The 21,639-nt window shown below is 47.5% G+C and carries 18 protein-coding genes and 2 riboswitches; of the genes, 11 read left to right on the top strand and 7 right to left on the bottom strand.

Features of this window, described 5'->3' with window-relative positions:
* The first annotated feature begins 4 nt into the window (after positions 1–4).
* Together T3H97_RS19975 and T3H97_RS19970 are read left to right on the top strand one after the other, a co-directional pair.
* Entirely contained in the window at positions 5–1,462 is a 1,458-nt protein-coding gene (locus T3H97_RS19975) for a glycoside hydrolase family 1 protein (RefSeq protein ID WP_328800658.1), read from the top strand.
* Between the two features lie 167 nt (positions 1,463–1,629).
* Positions 1,630–1,706, top strand: a riboswitch (glycine riboswitch).
* An 18-nt stretch (positions 1,707–1,724) separates the two neighbouring features.
* A riboswitch (glycine riboswitch) is annotated at positions 1,725–1,819 on the top strand.
* Positions 1,820–1,978: 159 nt separating this feature from the next.
* Positions 1,979–3,397: an alanine/glycine:cation symporter family protein gene (locus T3H97_RS19970; protein ID WP_272638870.1), complete on the top strand. Its 1,419-nt coding sequence runs from the start codon at positions 1,979–1,981 to the stop codon at positions 3,395–3,397.
* A 57-nt stretch (positions 3,398–3,454) separates the two neighbouring features.
* Here T3H97_RS19970 and T3H97_RS19965 read toward each other — a convergent pair whose 3' ends face one another.
* The 5 genes from T3H97_RS19965 to T3H97_RS19945 form a co-directional block, all read right to left on the bottom strand.
* A complete protein-coding gene (locus tag T3H97_RS19965) occupies positions 3,455–4,627 on the bottom strand; it encodes an iron-containing alcohol dehydrogenase (RefSeq protein WP_272638869.1) in 1,173 nt (390 codons plus the stop codon).
* A 147-nt stretch (positions 4,628–4,774) separates the two neighbouring features.
* Positions 4,775–5,602 carry a carbohydrate ABC transporter permease gene (locus tag T3H97_RS19960; protein WP_250240135.1) on the bottom strand — a complete coding sequence of 276 codons (828 nt, stop codon included), beginning with the start codon at positions 5,600–5,602 and terminating at the stop codon, positions 4,775–4,777.
* 22 nt (positions 5,603–5,624) lie between these two features.
* On the bottom strand, positions 5,625–6,500 hold the full coding sequence (locus tag T3H97_RS19955) for a carbohydrate ABC transporter permease (protein ID WP_250270425.1): 876 nt from the start codon (positions 6,498–6,500) through the stop codon (positions 5,625–5,627).
* A gap of 32 nt (positions 6,501–6,532) precedes the next feature.
* The gene (locus T3H97_RS19950) at positions 6,533–7,816 is read right to left on the bottom strand and encodes an ABC transporter substrate-binding protein (RefSeq protein ID WP_328800657.1); all 1,284 of its coding nucleotides are present in this window, start codon (positions 7,814–7,816) and stop codon (positions 6,533–6,535) included.
* Positions 7,817–7,971: 155 nt separating this feature from the next.
* Positions 7,972–8,844 (bottom strand): LysR family transcriptional regulator, encoded by an 873-nt coding sequence (locus T3H97_RS19945; RefSeq protein WP_328800656.1) that lies wholly within the window; start codon positions 8,842–8,844, stop codon positions 7,972–7,974.
* Between the two features lie 175 nt (positions 8,845–9,019).
* Between T3H97_RS19945 and T3H97_RS19940 the strand changes: the two genes are divergently transcribed.
* From T3H97_RS19940 to T3H97_RS19910, 7 genes are all read left to right on the top strand, one after another.
* Positions 9,020–9,883 carry an ACP S-malonyltransferase gene (locus tag T3H97_RS19940; protein WP_328800655.1) on the top strand — a complete coding sequence of 288 codons (864 nt, stop codon included), beginning with the start codon at positions 9,020–9,022 and terminating at the stop codon, positions 9,881–9,883.
* Positions 9,880–11,526 carry a malonate decarboxylase subunit alpha gene (gene mdcA, locus T3H97_RS19935; RefSeq protein ID WP_025721461.1) on the top strand — a complete coding sequence of 549 codons (1,647 nt, stop codon included), beginning with the start codon at positions 9,880–9,882 and terminating at the stop codon, positions 11,524–11,526. The genes T3H97_RS19940 and mdcA overlap by 4 nt, the downstream gene beginning before the upstream one ends.
* Positions 11,527–11,530: 4 nt before the next feature.
* Entirely contained in the window at positions 11,531–12,355 is an 825-nt protein-coding gene (locus T3H97_RS19930) for a triphosphoribosyl-dephospho-CoA synthase (RefSeq protein ID WP_328800654.1), read from the top strand.
* Positions 12,356–12,383: 28 nt separating this feature from the next.
* Positions 12,384–12,683 carry a malonate decarboxylase subunit delta gene (locus T3H97_RS19925; protein ID WP_250240129.1) on the top strand — a complete coding sequence of 100 codons (300 nt, stop codon included), beginning with the start codon at positions 12,384–12,386 and terminating at the stop codon, positions 12,681–12,683.
* Positions 12,673–14,346, top strand: a complete 1,674-nt coding sequence (mdcD, locus tag T3H97_RS19920) for a biotin-independent malonate decarboxylase subunit beta (protein ID WP_328800653.1) — start codon at positions 12,673–12,675, stop codon at positions 14,344–14,346. The genes T3H97_RS19925 and mdcD overlap by 11 nt, the downstream gene beginning before the upstream one ends.
* Positions 14,340–14,960, top strand: coding sequence for a malonate decarboxylase holo-ACP synthase (locus T3H97_RS19915; RefSeq protein ID WP_328800652.1), 621 nt, complete (start codon positions 14,340–14,342; stop codon positions 14,958–14,960). The genes mdcD and T3H97_RS19915 overlap by 7 nt, the downstream gene beginning before the upstream one ends.
* Positions 14,961–15,047: 87 nt before the next feature.
* Entirely contained in the window at positions 15,048–16,175 is a 1,128-nt protein-coding gene (locus tag T3H97_RS19910; RefSeq protein WP_328800651.1) for an acyltransferase family protein, read from the top strand.
* A 181-nt stretch (positions 16,176–16,356) separates the two neighbouring features.
* Here the strand turns inward: T3H97_RS19910 and T3H97_RS19905 are convergent, their stop codons facing one another.
* On the bottom strand, positions 16,357–17,835 hold the full coding sequence (locus T3H97_RS19905; RefSeq protein ID WP_328800650.1) for a PTS transporter subunit EIIC: 1,479 nt from the start codon (positions 17,833–17,835) through the stop codon (positions 16,357–16,359).
* A 317-nt stretch (positions 17,836–18,152) separates the two neighbouring features.
* On the opposite strand from T3H97_RS19905, the gene T3H97_RS19900 reads away from it, so the two are divergent.
* Both T3H97_RS19900 and glpK read left to right on the top strand, forming a co-directional pair.
* Positions 18,153–18,977 (top strand): MIP/aquaporin family protein, encoded by an 825-nt coding sequence (locus T3H97_RS19900; RefSeq protein WP_328800649.1) that lies wholly within the window; start codon positions 18,153–18,155, stop codon positions 18,975–18,977.
* A gap of 32 nt (positions 18,978–19,009) precedes the next feature.
* Entirely contained in the window at positions 19,010–20,503 is a 1,494-nt protein-coding gene (gene glpK, locus T3H97_RS19895; RefSeq protein ID WP_328800648.1) for a glycerol kinase GlpK, read from the top strand.
* A gap of 84 nt (positions 20,504–20,587) precedes the next feature.
* Here the strand turns inward: glpK and T3H97_RS19890 are convergent, their stop codons facing one another.
* Positions 20,588–21,628 (bottom strand): LacI family DNA-binding transcriptional regulator, encoded by a 1,041-nt coding sequence (locus T3H97_RS19890; RefSeq protein ID WP_328800647.1) that lies wholly within the window; start codon positions 21,626–21,628, stop codon positions 20,588–20,590.
* Positions 21,629–21,639 lie beyond the last annotated feature (11 nt).

Raw genomic sequence — 21,639 nt, 5'->3', positions numbered from 1 at the left:
TACTATGACTAAGACGCTAAAAGGATTTCCGAAAAACTTCTTGTGGGGCGGGGCAACGGCAGCCAACCAATTGGAAGGTGCTTTTGACGTAGATGGAAAAGGTTTGTCCAGCGCAGACATGATTGCCTATGTACCCAAAGCGGAACGTAAGAACGATCATGCTATAGAGATTTCGTCCGAGCGACTCGAAGACATTTTGGCAGGCAAAGTCAATGCCCGTTTTCCAAAACGTGAAGGGGTAGACTTTTACCACCACTACAAAGAAGATATTGCCTTGTTCGCTGAAATGGGCTTTAAGGTATTTCGTATGTCCATTCACTGGGCGCGGATTTTCCCGAATGGCTATGATGCCGAGCCGAATGAAGCCGGCTTGCAATTCTACGACAATGTATTTGATGAGCTGCGCAAGTATAATATTGAGCCCTTGGTAACATTGTCACATTATGAAACACCGCTAGGTCTGACCCAGAAGTATAATGGCTGGCTGGGACGCGAAGTTATACAGCATTACGTAAATTATGCCGAAACGGTATTTACACGTTATAAGGATAAAGTAAAATACTGGCTGACCTTTAATGAAATCAATGTAATGACCATGAGTCCGTTCACCGGTGGGGGTGTGGTTATTGACCGTGTAGAAAACAAACAACAAGCGATATATCAAGCATTGCATCATCAATTTGTAGCTAGTGCACTGGCGACCAAACGGGGACATGAGATCATCCCAGGCGCTCAGATTGGCTGTATGCTGGCACGTATAGAAAGCTATCCACATACGTGTAACCCAGAGGATATACTGAAAGCCCAGCATGAAAATCAGATGAACCTGTTCTTTACGGATGTGCATGCCCGTGGGGAATACTCCAACTACATGAATCGTTATTTTGAAGAAAATAATGTTGTGATACAGACAGAACCAGGCGATGCCGAAATATTGAAAAATAACACGGTCGATTTTATCTCATTCAGCTACTATATGACCTTGACCGTATCTGCAGGTCCAGAAGGCGAGAAAGCAGCAGGAAACCTGATTGGCGGCGTGAAAAATCCGTATCTTCAGTCCTCCGACTGGGGATGGCAGATCGATCCGATCGGCCTGCGTATTACGCTGAATACGTTTTATGACCGCTATCAAAAGCCGCTGTTCATCGTGGAAAATGGCTTGGGTGCATATGATAAGGTGGAAGAAGACGGCTCTGTGCATGACACGTATCGCATTGATTACTTGCGTCAGCATATTGCCCAAATGAAGGAAGCGATTGCAGACGGTGTTGATCTGATTGGTTACACCAGCTGGGGCCCTATCGACCTTGTGAGCATGTCTACTTCCGAAATGTCCAAGCGCTACGGATTTATTTACGTCGATCTGGATGATGACGGTAACGGAACGCTCAAACGCTCCAAAAAAGACTCCTTTAACTGGTATAAAAATGTGATAGCAACCAATGGTGAAGAATTGTAATTCCATATCATCTCGGGCGGGTATAGCAGAGGACATCCTAAGGATGCAATCTGCTGTACCCGCTTTTTTGATAGAATAATAATAGTATTTCAGAGGGCTTCACAAACTTTTCACTTGTAATAAGCTGAAAGTTTTCTGTATAATAAATAAAAATTTCATATGTCTGGTTGATGTTTGCGGGAGATGGAACGAAAGTTCCGACCGAAGGGGCAAAACTCTCAGGTGCTTAGGCTGATTACAGCAACAAGCGGGGACCGTAAACGGACAGAACTCTGGAGAGACCCTTAATTGGGCGCCGAAGGTGCACCGCAGAGAACATCTGCTTAAACTCTCAGGCAAAAGGACAGAGACGCGAATAACCTGTGACAGGGAATGCCCTAGGCTTTTTTATAAGCTATTAGAGGCAGAAACCTGCGCAAGATGGTTGTATTTTTTCGTGCCTTTAACCTCTCCAGGAGTCGAATCAGCGGATTTGACTCTTTTTTGTTTTCTAATATGCTGGAGGAGCGGGTTGAAATGAATTTGGTACATGTGTTAGAAGCGATTAGTAGCTGGATATGGGGGGCGCCTCTCATCATTCTTGTCATGGGAACGGGGTTGTGGCTGACCATACGTTTGAAGATGCTGCAGGTATTCCGCCTGCCCCTGGCGATCAAGCTGATCGGTAAGGCCCCGAATGAAGGCAGCGGGGATGTAAGTAGTTTTGCGGCTTTGAGTACAGCGTTGGCGGCTACAGTTGGCACAGGAAGTATTGTCGGCGTAGCGACAGCCATTAAGCTGGGCGGGCCGGGTGCCTTGTTCTGGATGGTCGTTGCAGCCTTTTTTGGGATGGCGACGAAATATGCGGAAGGTGTACTTGCGGTAAAATACCGGGTGAAGGATCGGAATGGACAATTTTCCGGCGGCCCGATGTATTATATTGAGAAAGGTCTGGGACGCCGTTTTAAACCGCTGGCGATGCTGTTTGCTTTTTCGGGCATGCTGGTAGCGTTGTTCGGGATTGGAACGTTTCCGCAGGTCAAAGCGATTGTATCTTCGACTGAAAACAGTTTTGGTGTTCCGCCCATTGTAACGGCACTGATTATTGCTATCCTCACAGGACTGGTTACTATTGGAGGACTCAAAAGTATTGCCAAGGTATCGACGAAGGTCGTTCCTTTTAAAACAGGCTTGTACGTACTGATTTGTCTCATCGTACTGATTCGGTTTGCTGACCAACTTCCTGCCGCAATCGCGCTGGTGCTCCATTCGGCATTTTCAACTACATCTGCAACAGGCGGGTTTGCCGGAGCTACGATTATGCTGGCGATGCGAAGTGGGGTAGCCAGAGGTATTTTTGCCAATGAGGCCGGATTGGGGAGCGCACCGATTGCAGCCGCAGCTGCCAAAACCAAATGGCCTGCGGAGCAAGGGCTAATTTCCATGACAGGCGTGTTTATTGATACAATGGTTATTTGTGTGATGACCGGGTTGACGCTACTGGTTAGCGGTGTGTGGAGCGGGCCTACCGATGCGGGCCTGATGACTCAGCAAGCATTTTCCAGCGCATTCCCGCTGGGGGCAGAACTGCTTACAATCATTCTGATTATGTTCGCGTTCACCACTATGCTCGGCTGGAATTATTACGGGGAACGCTGTGTCGAATATTTGCTTGGGGTTAAGTGGATTAAGCCATACCGTTATCTGTTCATCGTACTGGTTGCTGGGGGCGCGTTCATTAAACTGGATGCGATTTGGCTACTGGCAGATATCTTTAACGCAATGATGGCTTTCCCGAACCTGATTGCACTGCTCGGCTTGTCAGGCATTGTAGTTGCAGAAACCAGAACCTATATGGACTCCCTGTATCCTAATAAGAAAAAGGGCATTCTTACAGGTACCAATGTAGGGGCTGCTATCCAAGTAGAAGAAAAAGGACAAACGGTTAATTCATAAATACTAAAAGGGAGTGTCTTCAGCCATCACAGGCTTGAGGACACTCCCTTTTGAATGTTATAACGATGCACGCAAAATAGCTAAAATATCTTCCTGATTCAGCTTTTGATAATTACCGAAACCTCCATGCTCCATTTCACGGGATGCAATGGTTGCGATTTTCTCCAATTGCTCATCATTAATATTGTAATCGGCCAGTGTGGAAGGGGCACCGAGACTTGTCCAGAATGCACTTAGACGATCAATACCTTCCAGGGCGATTTCTCTATCTGTTTTACCTACGGTGTCTAAGTCAAACATGCTGAGCATCAGCCGTTTCATGCGTGCAGCATCCTGATCCACCGTATGTCTCATCCAGTTGGGGAATAGGATCGCCAGACCGCCAGCATGAGGAATATCATATACAGCAGATAATGCATGTTCAATCGTATGCGAAGCCCAGTCCCCGAAGTAGCCCATTTGCAGTGTTCCGTTAAGAGCAATCGTTCCGGCATATAAAATCGTTTCGCGATGCTCGTAGTTGTGCAAATCCTCCAACAGCTTAGGTGCAGTTTCGATTACGGTTTGCAGCACGGAAAAGCACATACGATCTTGCAACGGTGTATTTTTTACATTGTGAAAATACTGTTCAAATACATGGCTCATCATATCCACCATGCCATATACCGTCTGATCACGTGGCACAGAGAAGGTGTTTTTTGGGTCCAGAATCGAGAATTTCGGATGCGTCACCGCGCTGCCCCATACGTATTTTTCGTTTGTTTCCCAGTTGGTGATAACAGAATCTGGATTCATTTCTGAACCGGTAGCGGCGAGTGTGAGGATGGTACCGAATGGCAGAGCCTGGGTAGGCATGTGCTTTTTGTTGATAATATCCCACACATCGCCGTCATATTCAGCCCCTGCTGCGATGGCTTTGGTGCAATCAATAACGCTTCCGCCGCCTACTGCAAGTAAGAAGTCGATTTTTTCGTTTCGGCAAATGTCGATGCCCTTCTTAACGGTGGACAAGCGCGGATTCGGTTCTACGCCGGATAATTCATGAATGTTGAGATGTAGCGGCTCTAACGCGTTTAATACCTGGTCATACAGACCATTTCGTTTGACACTTCCGCCTCCATATATCAGCAAAATATTTTTGCCGTAATTCAGCAGCTCCTGCTGCAGTTCTTCAATTTGATTGTCTCCAAAAATTAATTTGGTGGGGTTATAATATGTGAATTTGTTCATCTGGAAAGTTCCCCTCAGTTCATAGTTCATGTTCAAATCGTAAATCGCTTAACCTGATTGCTGTTGGATACCTAACTTCATCATGTAAGCTATTTGAAATGACGATTAACCATTATACATGAAATGAATAAGGGAATTCAAGTAAATCTAATCTTTGACCGCACCAGCGGCAAGATCGGAAATAAACTGGCGGCTAATGAAAAGAAACAAAATAATAAGTGGCAGTACAGCAAGCAGGGTGCCCGCAATGACCATCGCATAATCCGTATTGTAAATCCCGTTCAATTGTGACAGTGCAATCTGGAGCGTGAATTTACGCTCATCCGTTAAGACGATTAAAGGCCATAAATAATCATTCCAGGCTCCTATAAAGGTAAACGCGCCGAGAAAAGCGAACGCAGGGCGTAGAATAGGCAGTGCTACATTCAAGTACAGTCGAAAAAAGCTGCATCCGTCCATCCGCCCCGCATCCAGCAGCTCCTTTGGAATGGATTCTTCCGCATATTGGCGAATCCAGAAAATGCCGAAGGCATTTACCATCCCCGGGATAATAAGCGCTTTGAACGTACCTACCCATCCAAAGGTGGCCATCATGACAAAGGAGGGGACAAGCGAAAGTTGTGAAGGGACCATCATTGTAGCTAGCAAAACGATAAATAGCACTTTTTTGCCCGGAAAATCAAACTTGGCGAATGCAAAACCTGCCAGTGAATCGAAAAACAGAACCAATAAGGTAACAGAACCGGCTACAAAAAGGGTATTAAAAAAGGCTCCGGCAAAATTAATCTGCTGCAATACTCTCGTTATGTTATCCAAGAAGTGGCTGCCAAACCACAATTGCGGTGGAAAACGATAGATGTCTGAAGTTGTACGGGTTGCCATAACGATTAGCCAGTAAAATGGAAACATCGACAGGATGATTCCCACCAACAATCCGGCATATAAAACAAAGGATTTTGCACGTGTCTGCATCATGTTGTGAAGCTCCTTCCCATCGTTATTTTTTACCTTGAACGAGTTTCCAGTTTATGATGGAGAATAGAGCAATGATGAGGAACATACCCCATCCGACGGCTGCACCATATCCAAAATAGTTGTTAATGAACGACTCGCGGTACAGGTATAAAACGATGGTCATGCCACTTGCCCCGGAACCCCCGTCATTACCGACCAGGACCTGTGGCTCAGTGAAGAGTTGCATACCGCCGATGGTGGACGTAATGACCGTAAACAGAATGACTGGGCGCAGCATGGGGATAGTGATGCGGAAAAAAGCTTGCGCTCCGGTTGCTCCGTCTATTTTGGCGGCCTCATACAGCACATGCGGAATACTCTGGAGTCCGGCCAGATAGATGATTGCGTTATAGCCCATCCATCTCCATACGACCATTGAAGAAATGGCAATTTGGATACCCCATGGCACATTCAGCCATTGAACCATGGGCAGCCCCAAGAGTTGTAGAAGGTAGTTAAGAAATCCGAAATTGTTGGCAAATAAGGCACCAAAGATGATGGCGACAGCCACAATAGACGTCACATTGGGGAGGAAGAATCCAACTCGCCATAAGGTGCGCATTTTCACAAATGGGGCATAAAGTAGAAAGGCAATAATCAGTGCGAAGAATAGCATTGGAATTGTTGCATACACCCAGATCACAAAGGTGTTGCCTACAGCCTGCCAAAATTCATGATCTGTTACAAGGTAGCGAAAGTTGCCCCAGCCGTTGTAGGTCATCTCTCCGATCCCGTCCCATTTGTGAAACGCCAGGTATAATGAAAAACCAATCGGAAACAGTCCAAAGATGCCAAACAGCAGATAAAACGGCGAGATCGCAGCATAAACGGCACGGTGCTTCCACATTTCTCTCAGCATAATGTCCACACGCCTTTTTTGAATTTTGTTTTTTACCGCTGTAATTCCCGTTCGATTCGATCCATGGTTTCCGTCCATAATACATCGGAATTGGCATCCTGCTTGGCGACATTAGCAAGGCGACGGGTCACAATGCCGTGGATGACAGGATAGCGCTCGCCGAAATAGCTGCTTTTCACATTTTGTGCGGAGGCGGCGAAGATGAGTCCGGTGGCCTGACCACCAAAGAAAGGCTCGGGTGTCCCCATGATAGGATCGTTATAGACGCCGGGAGTGGACGGGAACAGTCCGATTTTGTGGTAGGCTTCCAGCTGGTGTTCCGGGTTTTGCAGCCAGGTCAGGACTTCAAAGGCTTCTTTGGGATGTTTACTGGATTTGAGGATAGAAATGAAAGAACCACCCAGGTTGCCGTCTCCTCCAGGAGCACGGGCGACTCTCCAATTGCCAGCTGTATCCGGCGCGGCCTCTGTGAGAACTTGCTTCATCCAGACAGCTCCTACAAAAGATGCAATTTTGCCGTTATTGACCGAAGCGTTCCATTCGGGAGTCCAGCCATCCGCATTGGCGAGCAGATGCTTCTTGTGGAAATCGACAGCGGTTTTCCAGCCCAGACGGATGTCAGGAGATTGATTGCCGATATAGCTGCCATCCGGCTTGAAGTAAAGGTTTGTATGCTGAGCGAGCACTTGATTGTAAACGTTTACAATATTATCAGCCAAAAACGAACGGCTTCCGAATTTCTGCTGAAGTTGTTCTCCGGCTGCCATGTAATCATCCCATGTGCGGATCGAGGCACTAACCTTTTCAGGATCACTAGGCAAACCTGCTTGTTCAAACAGATCACTTCGGTAGAAGAGTGCGGTAGGTCCTGTATCCATGGGAAATGCAATCATTTTACCATCAGGAGTGATTCCTTGATTCCATTTCCATTCCAAATATTGATCCTTCAAGCGGTCTGCTCCGAGTTCCCTTAAGTCATAAAAACGATCCGCACTGGGGAACAGCTCCACCATCCAATCGTTCAGAGCTACGATGTCTGGTTCACCGGAACGAGCTGCGAGCGTTGTCTTCAGTTTGGCCTTGAAGTCACCGCCTATTTTTTGAGTTTTTAATTCAATGTCGGGAAACTGTTTTTCCGCCTGGGCGAGTAGTTCATCATCAATAGAACGGTTCCAGTACCACAATGTAAGCGTTATCTTTTTTCCGTTTGACAAATTAGTTTCAGATGATTGACTTTCAGAGGACGAGGGTTCACTACAAGCACTGAACATAGTGAGAAAAGCAAGACATAATACCAGCCATTGTACTGTCTTCACATCATTTCCCTCCTTGCTGTCTGAGATAATCTGCCTGCTGAGCTAGTTATAAATGGTTTAGCTCCATCATATGAAGCTATTACCCATTTATGTGCATTACCTTAACCAAAAACAAAAAAATTGAATCGATATTATGTCAAAAGGTATCTAAATCGTCAATGCTGAGCAATATCTTGGAAAAATCTAAAGATGAATTCGAAGAACGATTTCTCTCTATCGGTGTGCAGTTCCCCAGTAGGATAGGACAGATAGATTGTTCGCATACATCGAGGCTCCCCGATGGAAAGCAACTTGATGTCTTCGGTTACGACGTTCCTCCACAGGATAGAAGGAATAAAGGAGATGCCAAGTCCTGTTTGAATCAACCCTCTTACCGTAGCCGGATCATCACTTTCAAAGACGATGTTCGGCTCAAAAGGGATGTGAGTAAAAAAGCGGTCCGTTGTTTTCCTAAGCGAATTACCAGGTGTAAGGCTGATAAACTTCTCATGCTCCAGATCTTTCAGGAATACGGTCTCCTGAACGCTCAGAGGGTGAGATTTTGGTACGCCAAGCAAAATTTCCTCCTCCAGCAGGATCGCATGCTCGTTGTCTGCCAACTTTTCGGATGTAATCGCAAAATCGTACGCCAGTCCTTTCTTCATCATCGCAGGGTGCTGGGTCAGGTTGAATCTAATTTGCGGGTAGAGATCGCGAAACTTACCGACAAGGCTCGGCAATAGCATAGAACCGACGGCGACGTATAACGTGATGATCTCTACCTTTTCGTTCTTCATTTCTTTGACTTCTGAGATGCCTTGCTCTAGCGCTGAGAACGACTGGTTCACTCTTTTCAGGAACTTCTTTCCATATTCATTCAGTACGATATGTTTTCCTTCGCGGTCAAATAGCTGCACACCCAATTCCGTCTCCAGGTTTCTAATCATTTTACTTAAGGCAGGCTGTGAGATAAACAACTCGTTCGCGGCACGTGTGACATGCTCATACTTCGAGGTCACTTGAAAATACTTAAGCTGCAAATAATCCATAGTGAAGTAATCCCCTTTATAACCATTAGGTTATCGATTATATGTGAATATATATATTTTACAGGTATTTGTTCACTTCTTACAATAACTATGTAAAGAAGATGAATCCGCAAGAGGTGGTGAGATTCTGAACATTGTTTTTACATTTCCCGGTCAGGGGTCACAGGTTCCTGGAATGCTCCAAGATGTGCCCGAGTATGTGAAAAAGGCAACAAGTATCATCGGAACTGAACTGCGTGACGATGAGGTGGCTATGGGCTCAACGGTCTGGATTCAGACGGCACTCTTCGTTAAGGAGACTGCAATAGCCTACCAGTTGATCGAGCAGGGTATCCGGCCCCAATTCGTGGCAGGGCATTCCATTGGTGCATTTCCTGCGGCGGTCATCGCGGGAGTTCTCTCGTTCGAGGATGCGTTTCGGATCGTATGGCTCCGCGCCCGGTTGATGGAAGAAGCCTTCCCTGAAGGCTATGGAATGGGTGTGATTATTGGGCTTACGAAGGCAGAGGTTCAACAAGCCGTGATTCTCTCCCATAGCGAGGCGACGCCAGTCTACCTTTCGAATATAAACGCAGAGCAGCAAATCGCTGTATCTGGATCATTGGCAGGGTTAAATAAAGCATTTATGCATGTGAAAGAGCTTGGGACTGCTAAAACGGTGCTTCTGAAGGTTCCGATTCCTTCACACTCCCCGCTGATGTCAGAGGTAGCCAATAAGCTATTGCTGAAAATACAAACTTTTTCTTTGCGGGACGCTCAAATACCATATTTGGTGAATCATACAGGCAGAAAGACGACATCCAAGGAAAAAATCGCGGAGGACCTTGCCCTAAACGTAGCATATCCCGTCCGGTGGATGGATATGGCGGCTGTCTGCGTCGAATCGGGAGCTGACTGTTTCATCGAGATGCCACCGGGCCATACGCTTTCCAGACTTGTCAAGCAAGCCCACAAGGATACCCGGCAAATGGCTGTAGACGAGATCGGTCTGGAAGCGACTCAGTATCTGATTAGAAAATGGAAGGAGCAAGAAGAATGAATAAAGTACTACGATCCTGGTCACAAAAACGTGATAAAAAGCAGGAAAAGTTAGGAAAGGTAGAAAAGTGGCTGGACGGAAAATATATCGACTCCTCCCGAATTGTCGATCTGATGGAGGCGCTAATTGATCCAGGTGCGAAGGTCGTCCTGGAAGGAGATAACCAGAAGCAAGCGTCTTTCCTTTCCCAGAAGCTGCTGGAAGTCGATCCTGGCAAGGTGCATGACCTGCATATGATAATGTCCAGCATTTCAAGACCCGAGCATTTGGATATTTTCGAGAAAGGCATCGCCGGGAAGCTGGACTTCTCCTACAGTGGCTCCCAAAGCCTGCGTGTTGCGCAAATGATTGATGATGGGACGCTTCAGCTCGGTGACATCCATACGTATTTGGAATTGTTCGGACGTCTCTTCATTGACCTTATTCCAGATGTGGTGCTGGTAGCGGCAGACAAATCAGATCGCGAGGGCAATCTGTACACCGGAAACAATACGGAAGAAACTCCGACGATCGTGGAAGCGGCCGCTTTCAAGGATGGGATCGTGATCGTGCAGGTTAACGAAATCGTGGACGAGCTGCCGCGAACCGATATTCCAGCGTCCTGGGTCGACGTCATTGTACAGGCCGAAAAACCGTACGCACTGGAAGCACTGTTTACCCGTGATCCGCAGAATATTACTGAACTGCAAATTCTGATGGGGATGATGGCAATCAAGGGCATTTATGGAAAACATCAGGTGCAGTCGCTTAATCACGGCATTGGCTTTAATACTGCAGCGATTGAGCTTCTGCTGCCGACCTATGGTGAACAGCTTGGCCTGAAAGGGAAGATTGCCAAGCATTGGGCCCTGAATCCGCATCCGACTTTGATTCCGGCGATTGAATCCGGTTGGGTCGAAAGCATTCACAGCTTTGGAGGCGAGGTCGGTATGGAGAAATACATTGCGGCTCGTTCAGATGTGTTCTTCGTCGGCAAGGACGGATCTATGCGCTCCAACCGCGCAATGTGTCAGGTTGCAGGCCAATTCGCTGTAGATATGTTTATCGGATCAACACTACAAATGGACAGTGCAGGCAATTCGTCTACCGTTACTTCCGGCAGACTGTCCGGTTTTGGAGGAGCACCGAATATGGGGCATGATCCTCGGGGACGGCGACATGCGACGCCTGCCTGGCTTGACATGATCGAGCGCCCGACGGAACTCTCCAAAGGCCGGAAATTGGTCGTGCAGATGATTGAAACCTACGGTGCCAACAAAAAGCCAGTGTTTGTGGATTCGCTAGATGCCATCAAGGTGAAGGATGAATCTGGCCTCGCCATTACGCCGGTCATGATTTACGGGGATGATGTCACCCACGTCCTCACCGAGGAAGGCATTGCATACCTCTACAAGACAGACAGTATAGAGGAGAGAAAGCAGGCTCTCGCGGCAATCGGAGGCGTAACACCTTTAGGAATGGAAAGTAATGAGAGCGATGTAAGCCTGTTGCGTGACAGAGGGATCGTGGCCTATCCGGAGGATCTTGGGATCATGCGCAGACAAGCCAAGCGCTCGATGCTGGCAGCACAGACGATTAACGACCTCGTAGATTGGTCAGACGGATTGTATGATCCACCGGCTAAATTCCGGAGCTGGTCTTAAAGTCATGCTCACGTTGAATCATTCTGCCTTCGCGGCTTCTCTGGCTGCCAAAGCTGTAAAGGCACTGGTGGAAGAGGCTCTTCTTACGCCCAAGCCTGGACTTGTCGATGCCAGAGACAATGGCTCTCATACAGATATGTCCATCGATCTTATGCTTGCATCCGCAAGAGCATTGGAGGATACGTTTCGGGAGATAGCCAATGTGTCATACCTTCACCCTGTGGACCAGACCTTGCGCGAGCAGATCGCTCTAATCGGGCGGGAAGGCGAAAAGGTGATGCTCAGGGCGACGAATGGTGTCAATACACATAAGGGCGCCATTTGGGCGCTGGGGCTTTTAACGAGTGCACAGGCAGCCTTTCCAAGGGAACGGGACCCACATCAGATTATGAGCATTGCAGGAAGAATTGCATCGTTCCATGACCGGTATCGCCCGGTGCAGCAGACGAATGGACAATCGGTTAAGAAGAAATACGCGGTAGTGGGGGCAGAGGAAGAAGCGAAGTTAGGCTTTCCGCACATCCGGGACGAAGCTTTGCCTGCTTTGCTGCGCGCCAGGGCTTGTGGGAAGACAGAGGTGGAAGCACGCATAGAAGCTTTACTGGCCTTGATGGCAAGTGTGGATGATACCTGCATCCTGCACCGCGGTCAGTTGACGGATCTGATGGCGATTCAGAGAATGTCCGCAGCGGTCCTTGCAGCAGACGGATTCAGAACCCAGTCGGGCAGAAAGCTGTTCTACCGCTTGTCCGAGTATTGCAATGTTAGACAACTCTCACCCGGAGGCAGTGCCGACCTGCTAGCTGCCACATTATTTCTTATCGATTGATACTTTTAATTGGAGGTGTTTCTGAAGGATGGAAAAATTACAGTTTCAATACCAGACTACGAAGCCCATCCGCAAGCCGGCACATATCGGTGTTGTCGGTTCGGGGGATTTGGAGATTATTGTAGAGCCTGTGGAAGGCCAGACCGCCAACGTTAGCATTTTAACAGGCAGTGAAGGATTTGGACAAGTATGGGAGAATGTTCTGACTCGTTTTTTTAACCGTTATCCGATTACTGCCAATATTACAGTTCATGACTTCGGAGCTACTCCGGGTGTAGTCATGCTTAGATTTACGCAAGTGTTGGAGGTGCTTGACTATGCAGAATAGTTTTGTGGAGCTGAATGGACGCGAGAGAGCCAAAGCGTTGCTGGACGAAGGGACTTTCCGTGAGATGCTTGGGCCGTTGGACAAAATCCAATCCCCCCACCTAGAGCCGCAAGGCATTGTTCCTCAGAGCGATGACGGGATCATTCTGGCTCTTGGCGAAATACGCAAACAGAAGGTCTTGATCATTTCGATGGAAGGCGCTTTTCAAGGAGGGGGTATTGGAGAAGTCAGCGGAGCCAAAATTTCCGGAGCACTCGAACTGGCACTGGAAGCGAATGAGAGAGGAAACAAACTGTATCCCATCATGATCTTCGATACAGGGGGCGTTCGGCTACAGGAAGCGAACTACGGGTTGTTGTCGATTTCGGAGATTGCCACCCAGATCGTTGCTCTGCGTAAATACGTTCCTGTTATCGGACTGATCCCGGGCCGCGTAGGGGCATTTGGGGGAATGTCCATTACTGCCGAATTGTTTACCACTCTGATTGCTACGAAGAAAGCGCGCCTCGGTCTGAACGGGCCGGAGGTCATTGAGCAGGAAGCAGGGGTTATGGAGTTCGACTCAAGCGACAAAGCCTTGATTTGGAACACAATCGGAGCCAACCAGCGCTTCCAAACCGGATTGATTGACGAAATGGTGGAAGATACGACGTATGCAGTTATCGAAGCGATTGATACTGCGCTCAAGGCACCGGCGAAGCCTGCTAAAACAGAGCAAATCGATTTCTATCTGACCCTGTTAAGCAATCTTGATCCTACAGAACCTTGGACACCTGAGCGTTATCGCGAATTTTACAAGCAGATACAGCCTGTGCAGCAGCCTGTCCCGCTGGCAAAAGAGGGCGCGGCCGACATTTCGGACAGTAGAGGTTATCGCTGGTTCTCTCGCTTGACGGGCATTGCTCACCCAGTCAGCGATGTTCCTTCAGTACTTGCGGCCGACGTGGAAAAGAACGGGCAATTGTGCAGATATGTCGCCATCGTTCCGGATGCCTCCAACCGATTCCCGCGTGTCAGAAACGGCGAGGTCGGTATGCTTGAAGGCTGGACGGTGGCTCAAATCATCAGGGATGCAATCCATCAAGATGAGAAAAAAGAAACCAAACGTCCGATCATTGCCATCATCGATGTACCGAGTCAAGCCTATGGCTATAAGGAAGAAATGGTCGGTATCAGCCTTGCCCTCGCTGCAAGTGCAGATGCTTACGCAACCGCTAGATTAGAAGGTCATCCGGTCATCGGTGTGATCGTCGGTAACGCGATTTCCGGAGGCTTCCTCGCGCATGGGCTGCAATCGAATCGTTTGATTGCACTGGATGACAGCAAGGTCAATATTCAGGCCATGTCCAAGGCTTCTGCTGCTCGAATTACCAAGCGGACGATTGCCGAGCTTGATGAAGCTACCAAGAAAGTTCCAGCTATGGCCTACGACGTTCGTAGCTACAGTACTCTGGGGGCATTATATCAGATGCTGAGCGGTATCCATGCAGACGATCCACAGAGCAGTGATGTAGCCATCGTGGAAAGGACTATTTCCGAGGCTATCGAGAGTACGAAAGGAGCGCCTCGCGACCTTAGCTTCCGATTGCAGACCAAAGAAGCTATGGCGGGCGGGCGGAATGCAACCCGTAACGTTCGACATGCGCTTTTGGAGCAATGGTAATTAGTCCACATGATCTGATTGAAGTGTCCAATTTGAAATATCTCTCCTTAAATGAAGACAAGGAGTGGGTTACCGCCTCGCTGAGGCGGACCCCCTTTGTGGTTGTTCGCCGAGATGAGCCGTCGGCGAATGGTTGTATTCCCGTCGGAGTACGTGGACAGGAGCGAAATCAACGGGAAGCGGCCTTGCTTGACCCGGAGGGCGTGTGCCAGCTCGTATCTCCTTATGCGATAGCGGAGCATCAGATGTGGAACTCTTTATCTGCAACGAGACGGCAACAGCCTGTCCTGCAGGTGATAGATTTATTAGCAGAAATCATGCTGGATTGGCGCTGGGGACCAGTGGGAAGTACGGGGTTCGAAATAGTGACGCAATACCCCACTGTGAAGGAAACGAGTGATCTTGACCTTGTTATAGATGGTTCTGAGGCTATTGATTATACAGCAGCTGAAAGACTTGTGCACAAGTTGGAGCATCTGGATGTTCGAATTGATATTCAATTGGAGACAAGAGACGGTGCCTACGTCCTGCGCGAAATTCTTGAGAGACGGGCCAGCACTGTGGTACTGCGAACTTCTTCGGGCCCCAAGCTCGTCCGCAATCCTTGGCAATGATGGATGCACTATACCAACGGCAAAGGGGAGGAATGCACGACCATTTGACGTATGCAAACATAAGCTCTCAAAGGGGAAGTGCGTATTATGGAAAACACTACCGGCCCAAAAGTTAATATTAATGAAAGCGACATCTTAAAGGTGTTTGCCGTCAGCGGAGCGATCTTGCAGAGCGTTCTGGGAATGTTTCTGAAGTATGCACACACTAATGATGACCTAGCCTTATTAGGTGTTATTTTCAATATAGTAAAGTATACTGCACCAGTCTTTATTTTTGCCATCGTATATGGGATGGTGAAAAATAATCAGCATACCAAGGTATCCCATTTTTACAAGGAAAAATTCGGTGAGCTCGTGATTCCTTATTTTCTGTGGGCAACGGCTGGCTTAATTTTCTTCCCGGAAATTCAGGTTAATCAGCACGTTACATCATTCTGGACGTTCATCGAGTCATTTGTGCTCGGTAATGCATCATCACAGTTTTGGTACACGGTGATGATGTTGCAATTTCAATTGCTGATGCCTGTCCTTATTTTCATCTGCTACAAATATCTGGCTAAGCCTTCGAGGGTCATTCCGCTGCTTATTGTGAGCTTCGTGATCTTTGGAGCGTGGCTATGGATGTACGATACCTTCGTATTCCAAGGAGCATATGCGATTAGTTTGCGTTACCTTGACCGCTTTTTCGTCAGTTATTTTATTTATGCTTTACTAGGTGGAATCGCTTGGGTATATAAGAAACAATTCGACGGAGTGCTTCGCCGGATTCAGTTCATACTCATTCCGGTAATGCTGCTTATTCTCATTTGGACAAATCACGAATTTTTCAGCTTTGGATTCGAGGATATGTCATTTGGTAATCTGATTTATCTGAAGCCGTCCATGACCTTGTACAGTTTGGTAGGGATTTTCCTGATTTACATGCTAGCAAGGCATTTGATCAGCGTGGATTCCTGTTCACTTCCCTATTACAAATGGTTCTCGACTTACGCGTACCGGGCCTTTACAGCGAACGTATTCATTCTGGTCATCGTGCTGCGCTTGTTCGGTGACTTGATAGGCCAGCTTCCTTTCTTTATGGCGCTGCTTTTGGTTTATCTGACGACTGTGGCCTGCTCCTTCGGCGTCGTCTATGCCTTTGCGCAGATTAAGGTAAAGGTATGTCGTGAACGGTTATTCTTAAAACAAAAAAGAGCGCACAGCATCAATCACTAAGATAAGTGCTTAAAAGAAAACATTACATGTAACATCCTGTATATGACACTTTAATTTAGGTGTATCCAAGTTATTGGCAGATTGACGGCAATCAAAAAGGGTATCTCGATGATTGAAGAGATACCCTTTTTGTGTAAAGAAGCATCGGAGGAATTCAAGAGCTTATCGAACATGAGCTTACTTACATCAACCGCTGTATTTCATCTTTCAGCGTTTCGGACCGGGTACCGAAAATGATCTGCACCGCACCGTTACCAAGCCTGATGATTCCCGACGCCCCAAGCTTCTTGAGGGCTTGGTCGTTTATAGCATGGTCGTCTTTGACAATCAGCCGCAGCCGTGTAATACATGCATCGATGCTTTCGATATTGCCCGAACCGCCAAGCTGAGTCAGTATTTTCCCAGCATAGCTTGCTTGGCCGTCAGATAGGACTTCTGGCTTTTCAATGGATATGGATTGGTTTGTATCCGAAAGGAGGCTGTTTTCTACATCGTCTTCACGCCCAGGAGTTTTTAGGTTGAATCTGAGAATGATGAATCGGAACAGAAAGTAATAGATGAGGGCGAAGACAAGCCCGACCGGGATCATTCGCAAAGGGTGAGTGGAGAGTTTCATATTGACCAAATAGTCAATGAGTCCTGCTGAAAAAGAAAAGCCGAGTTTGACATCCAGTAGGTATACGACCAGGCCACTCAGGCCTGTCAGCAGAGCATGAACGCCGTAAAGTAATGGTGCAATGAACATAAACGAAAATTCGAGGGGCTCGGTAATTCCGGTCAGGAACGATGCCAGCGCAGAACCGATGAAAATGGAAGCGACGGTTTTACGTTTTTCCGGTTTAGCCGTATGGATGAATGCGAGAGCGGCTGCCGGGAGAGCGAACATCATAATAGGGAAGAAACCGGACATGAATAGACCAGCTGATTTATCGCCTGCAAAGAAACGGGTCAGGTCACCATGAACAACTTCGCCAGCTGCATTCGTATAGTTACCAATCTGAAACCACGCGATTGAGTTTAGTACATGATGCAAACCGAGCGGGATCAGCAGCCGATTGGCAATCATGAATACCATTGATCCGATTCCGCCAAACCCGACAATCCAGTTGCCGAAGGCTGCAATCCCATCTTGTACCGGACTCCAGATCATTCCGAGCAGAATGGCCAGAATCATGGTCGTGAAGGCGGTAATCATGGGGACAAAACGTTTGCCTGAGAAGAAGCCAAGCCAATCCGGGAGCTGAATATTATGATATTTTTTAAACAGAAAAGCAGACCATCCACCGATAAAAATACCACCCAATACGCCCATATCCAGCTTGACGTCGTCTGGAATATATGCAAATATACCCGGCACTGCCGCCAAAATATGGGTCAGCACCATATAGGCAATGACTGCCGATAATGCGGCTACTGCGTCGCCTGCCAGACCAATGGCAACACCAATGGAGAAAATGAGCGCAAGGTTACCGAAGATAGCCCCCGCCCCCTCGTTCAGAAAAGGTGTGACATAATGATTCAGAAATCCGCCAACTCCAGGACCAAGCGGTATATCCGTTTCATAATTAATCAGGGCTAATCCTTGCAAAATCCCTGCAGCGGGTAGAGTGGCTACTGGAAGCATTAACGACTTGCCGATTTTTTGCAGAAATTTCAGCATAACATTCTTCCCTTCTTCATCGAGTTTGGGAGTGTCGTATTCATCTTGAAATCCTTATATTAAACCATTTTTTTACATCATAGATCGGAGAATCTAACATGGTCAACGATTATTTTAAGCTATGAAAAGACGTAAATCCGCAGTTGACATCGCTTACATGCTTATATAGTATCAAATTTAAGTTAATAATCGTGACGGAGACAAGAGAGCCACGCAGACATCCCATGGTACAGCACAGGGTTGATTTGTGATGGTTTTTCTTTTTTTGTGCGATGAAAGCGATCAAAATCGGATGATCTATTGAGGAGGTAGGTTGTATGTCGCCATACGCAGCCGAATTCATAGGGACAATGATTCTTATTGCCCTAGGTGGCGGAGTGTGCGCAGGGGTGTCCCTGAAAAAGTCATTTGCCCACGCTTCCGGCTGGATTGTGGTCGGAATGGGCTGGGGGCTTGCGGTAGCTATTGCGGTGTATGCAGTGGGTCAAATCAGTGGGGCACATTTGAATCCGGCAGTTACACTCGCGTTGGCATTTCAGGGTAGTTTTCCATGGCAAGATGTTCCCGGCTATATTGTGGCTCAGCTTCTCGGGGCCATGGCGGGTGCGATCATCGTCGTTTTGCATTATTGGCCCCACTGGAAAGAGACGGAGGACACAGCAGCCAAACTCAGTGTATTCGCGACAGGACCAGCTATTGATCATCCGTTTGGCAACGTGCTTAGTGAAATGATAGGTACTTTCATCTTTATTCTTGCTTTACTGTCGTTTGGCGCCAATTCATTTACAGACGGCCTGAAACCGCTGATTGTTGGTTTTTTAGTTGTCAGTATCGGTTTATCCCTTGGAGGCACAACGGGCTATGCCATCAATCCAGCGAGGGATTTTGGGCCGCGTCTGATGCATTATTTACTACCGATTCCCGGTAAGGGGACGTCCAACTGGAAATATGCATGGGTGCCCATTATAGGACCGCTATTGGGGGGATCTTTCGCAGGGCCATTTTATCAGGCCGTTTTTAAGGGGAGTGTGACTCCGGCGTTCTGGATTTTATTAGGGGTCATCGTGGTTGTACTCTTGATTACCTTCCGTATGAGTCGAACTTATAAAAATCATAAAATGGATCACAAACTTACAGCGTAAAAACGATGGATTTACACGGGGAGAGATGAACAATGGGAAAATATATTTTGTCACTAGATCAGGGAACGACAAGCTCAAGAGCAATTTTGTTCAATAGCGAAGGAGATGTAGTGTACTCGGCTCAGCGAGAATTTCCGCAGTATTTTCCTCATCCCGGCTGGGTAGAGCAGAATGCGAATGAAATCTGGAGCTCTATTCTCGGAGTCATTGCCTCCTGTCTTTCCGAATCCGGTGTAAAAGCAAATCAAGTGGCTGCCATCGGCATTACCAATCAGCGAGAATCGGTGGCTGTATGGGACAAAAATACAGGAGTGCCCGTGTATAACGTACTCGTATGGCAATCACGCCAAACTTCGGACATCTGTGAAGAATTGAAGCGGCAAGGGCACGAGGAGCTGTTTCACAGCAAAACAGGCCTGTTGATCGACCCATATTTTTCAGGCACTAAAGTAAAGTGGATACTGGACCATGTGGAGGGCGCTCGGGAAAAGGCAGAACGAGGTGACCTGTTATTCGGTACGATTGACTCGTGGCTGATCTGGAAACTATCCGGCGGAACGGCACATGTAACGGACTACTCCAATGCAGCCAGGACGCTGATGTACAACATTTATGAACTAAAGTGGGACGAAGAGCTGCTGGACATTCTGGGTGTTCCGAAAATCATGCTACCTGAGGTAAGACCTTCTTCCGAGGTATATGCGCACACCGTGGATTATCATTTCTTTGGTCAGAATGTACCAATCGCCGGTGCAGCAGGTGACCAGCAGGCAGCCTTGTTCGGTCAGGCATGTTACGAAAAAGGGATGATCAAAAACACTTACGGCACAGGCTGCTTCATGCTGATGAATACGGGGGATCAACCAGTGGAATCCAAGCACGGCCTGATTACGACCATCGCTTGGGGACTGGAGGAAGGCAAAGTGCAATACGCACTCGAGGGGAGTGTGTTTGTAGCGGGGTCGGCGATCCAGTGGCTGCGAGACGGGCTACGTATGTTCCGTGAAGCGAAGGACAGTGAACCTTATGCCGCCCGTGTTTCGTCTACGGAAGGAGTGTATCTTGTACCCGCTTTTGTCGGACTGGGCAGCCCCTACTGGGATAGCGAGGTGCGCGGAGCGATGTTCGGTTTGACACGCGGGACCACGAAGGAGCATTTTATCCGCGCCACATTGGAGTCACTCGCTTATCAGACCAAGGATGTGCTTACAGCCATGGAGATTGATTCAGGTATTGCAGTGAAATTGCTGCGGGTGGATGGAGGAGCTGTATTGAACAATTTTCTGATGCAATTCCAGAGCGATATTCTGGATGCAACAGTGGAGCGGCCAGTTATCCATGAGACGACGGCACTGGGAGCTGCATGTCTGGCAGGTTTGGCTATTGGATATTGGAAGAGTACGGATGAACTTCGCAAGCGGGTGAGAGTGGAAACCTCTTTTGCCCCGAATATGGATGGAGCAACACGTGAAAGCTTGTATAAAGGCTGGAAAAAGGCTGTGAATGCGACGATGGCCTACAAGTAATAGATAAGCGATGGGTCTCTGAATATTAAACTGCAAAAAGATGACTTCTGAATTTATCAGGAGTCATCTTTTTTTAGGCATGTGCTAACTCTTGGCCTTCGTATGGTTCCAATGTTGCCGGGCTCCGCAGGAGCTACGAATGACTAGTTCCGGCTCTACTTTAATACATTTCGTATCCATTTGTTTATTCATCAGGTCAAATAGCACCATAGCGGCTAGACGGCCTATTTTTTGCTTGTCTTGTTTTACAGTCGTCAGTGGAGGTTCGGTATAACGACAGGCTTCTATATCATCACATCCCACTACAGCAATATCCTCGGGTACCCTCAAGCCGCTTTCCTTGAAAGCACGTATGGCACCAAAAGCAAGCAGGTCGGTCGCCGCAAAAATAGCTTTTGGTAAATTTCCTTGCTGTATCCACGCCTTCGCGACCTGGTATCCATCTTCTGCCGCGTAGTCCTTACCATACACGACCCATTCAGGTCTAACGTCAAGACTAAACCGTTTTAGTGAGGCGATAAAGGCTTCCTCTCTCTCTTTAATAACCAAGGAGGGGCGTTCAATGCCTATAAAACCCATGTCGCGGTATCCATTCATGTAAAAGTGCTCAACAACCTTCATTGAAATCTTCTGATTGTCGGACATAATGTAGCAAGAACTGGCTCCGGTTAGTTCAATATCGACACCGATACAGGGGATAGGGCTGGCATCGAGATCAAAAACACTCTTCTCCACTTCATCTCCAGCAATAATAATGCATCCGTCCACTGAAAAATATTTCGAGCGTGCCAAATAGTCCTCTCCATTATCCAGAAATTTCTCATTTGAAAAAAACAGCAGATCGTAACCGAGCAAGCCAATCTGTTTTTTGAAGACATTAATGATATCTACAAAAAAAGGATGACTAAAATCAACATTCAGCTTGCCAGCAAATATAACGCCTACCAGATTAGATTTTTTGGTAGCAAGCGTTTTAGCTGAGGAGGAGGGTCTATAGCCTGTTTCCTCCATGATTTTAAGTACCCGCTGCCGGGTTTCCTCACTGATGTCTGTGTAATTGTTAATGATTTTCGAAACCGTTGCTACTGAAACGCCTGCCATCCTAGCTATTGTTTTTATATTCATGGAATCCTCCG

It is taken from the genome of Paenibacillus sp. LX16 (assembly GCF_036252815.1).
Classification (GTDB): Bacteria; Bacillota; Bacilli; order Paenibacillales; family Paenibacillaceae; genus Paenibacillus; species Paenibacillus polymyxa_B.
This window is presented reverse-complemented; position numbering and strand designations above follow the sequence as displayed.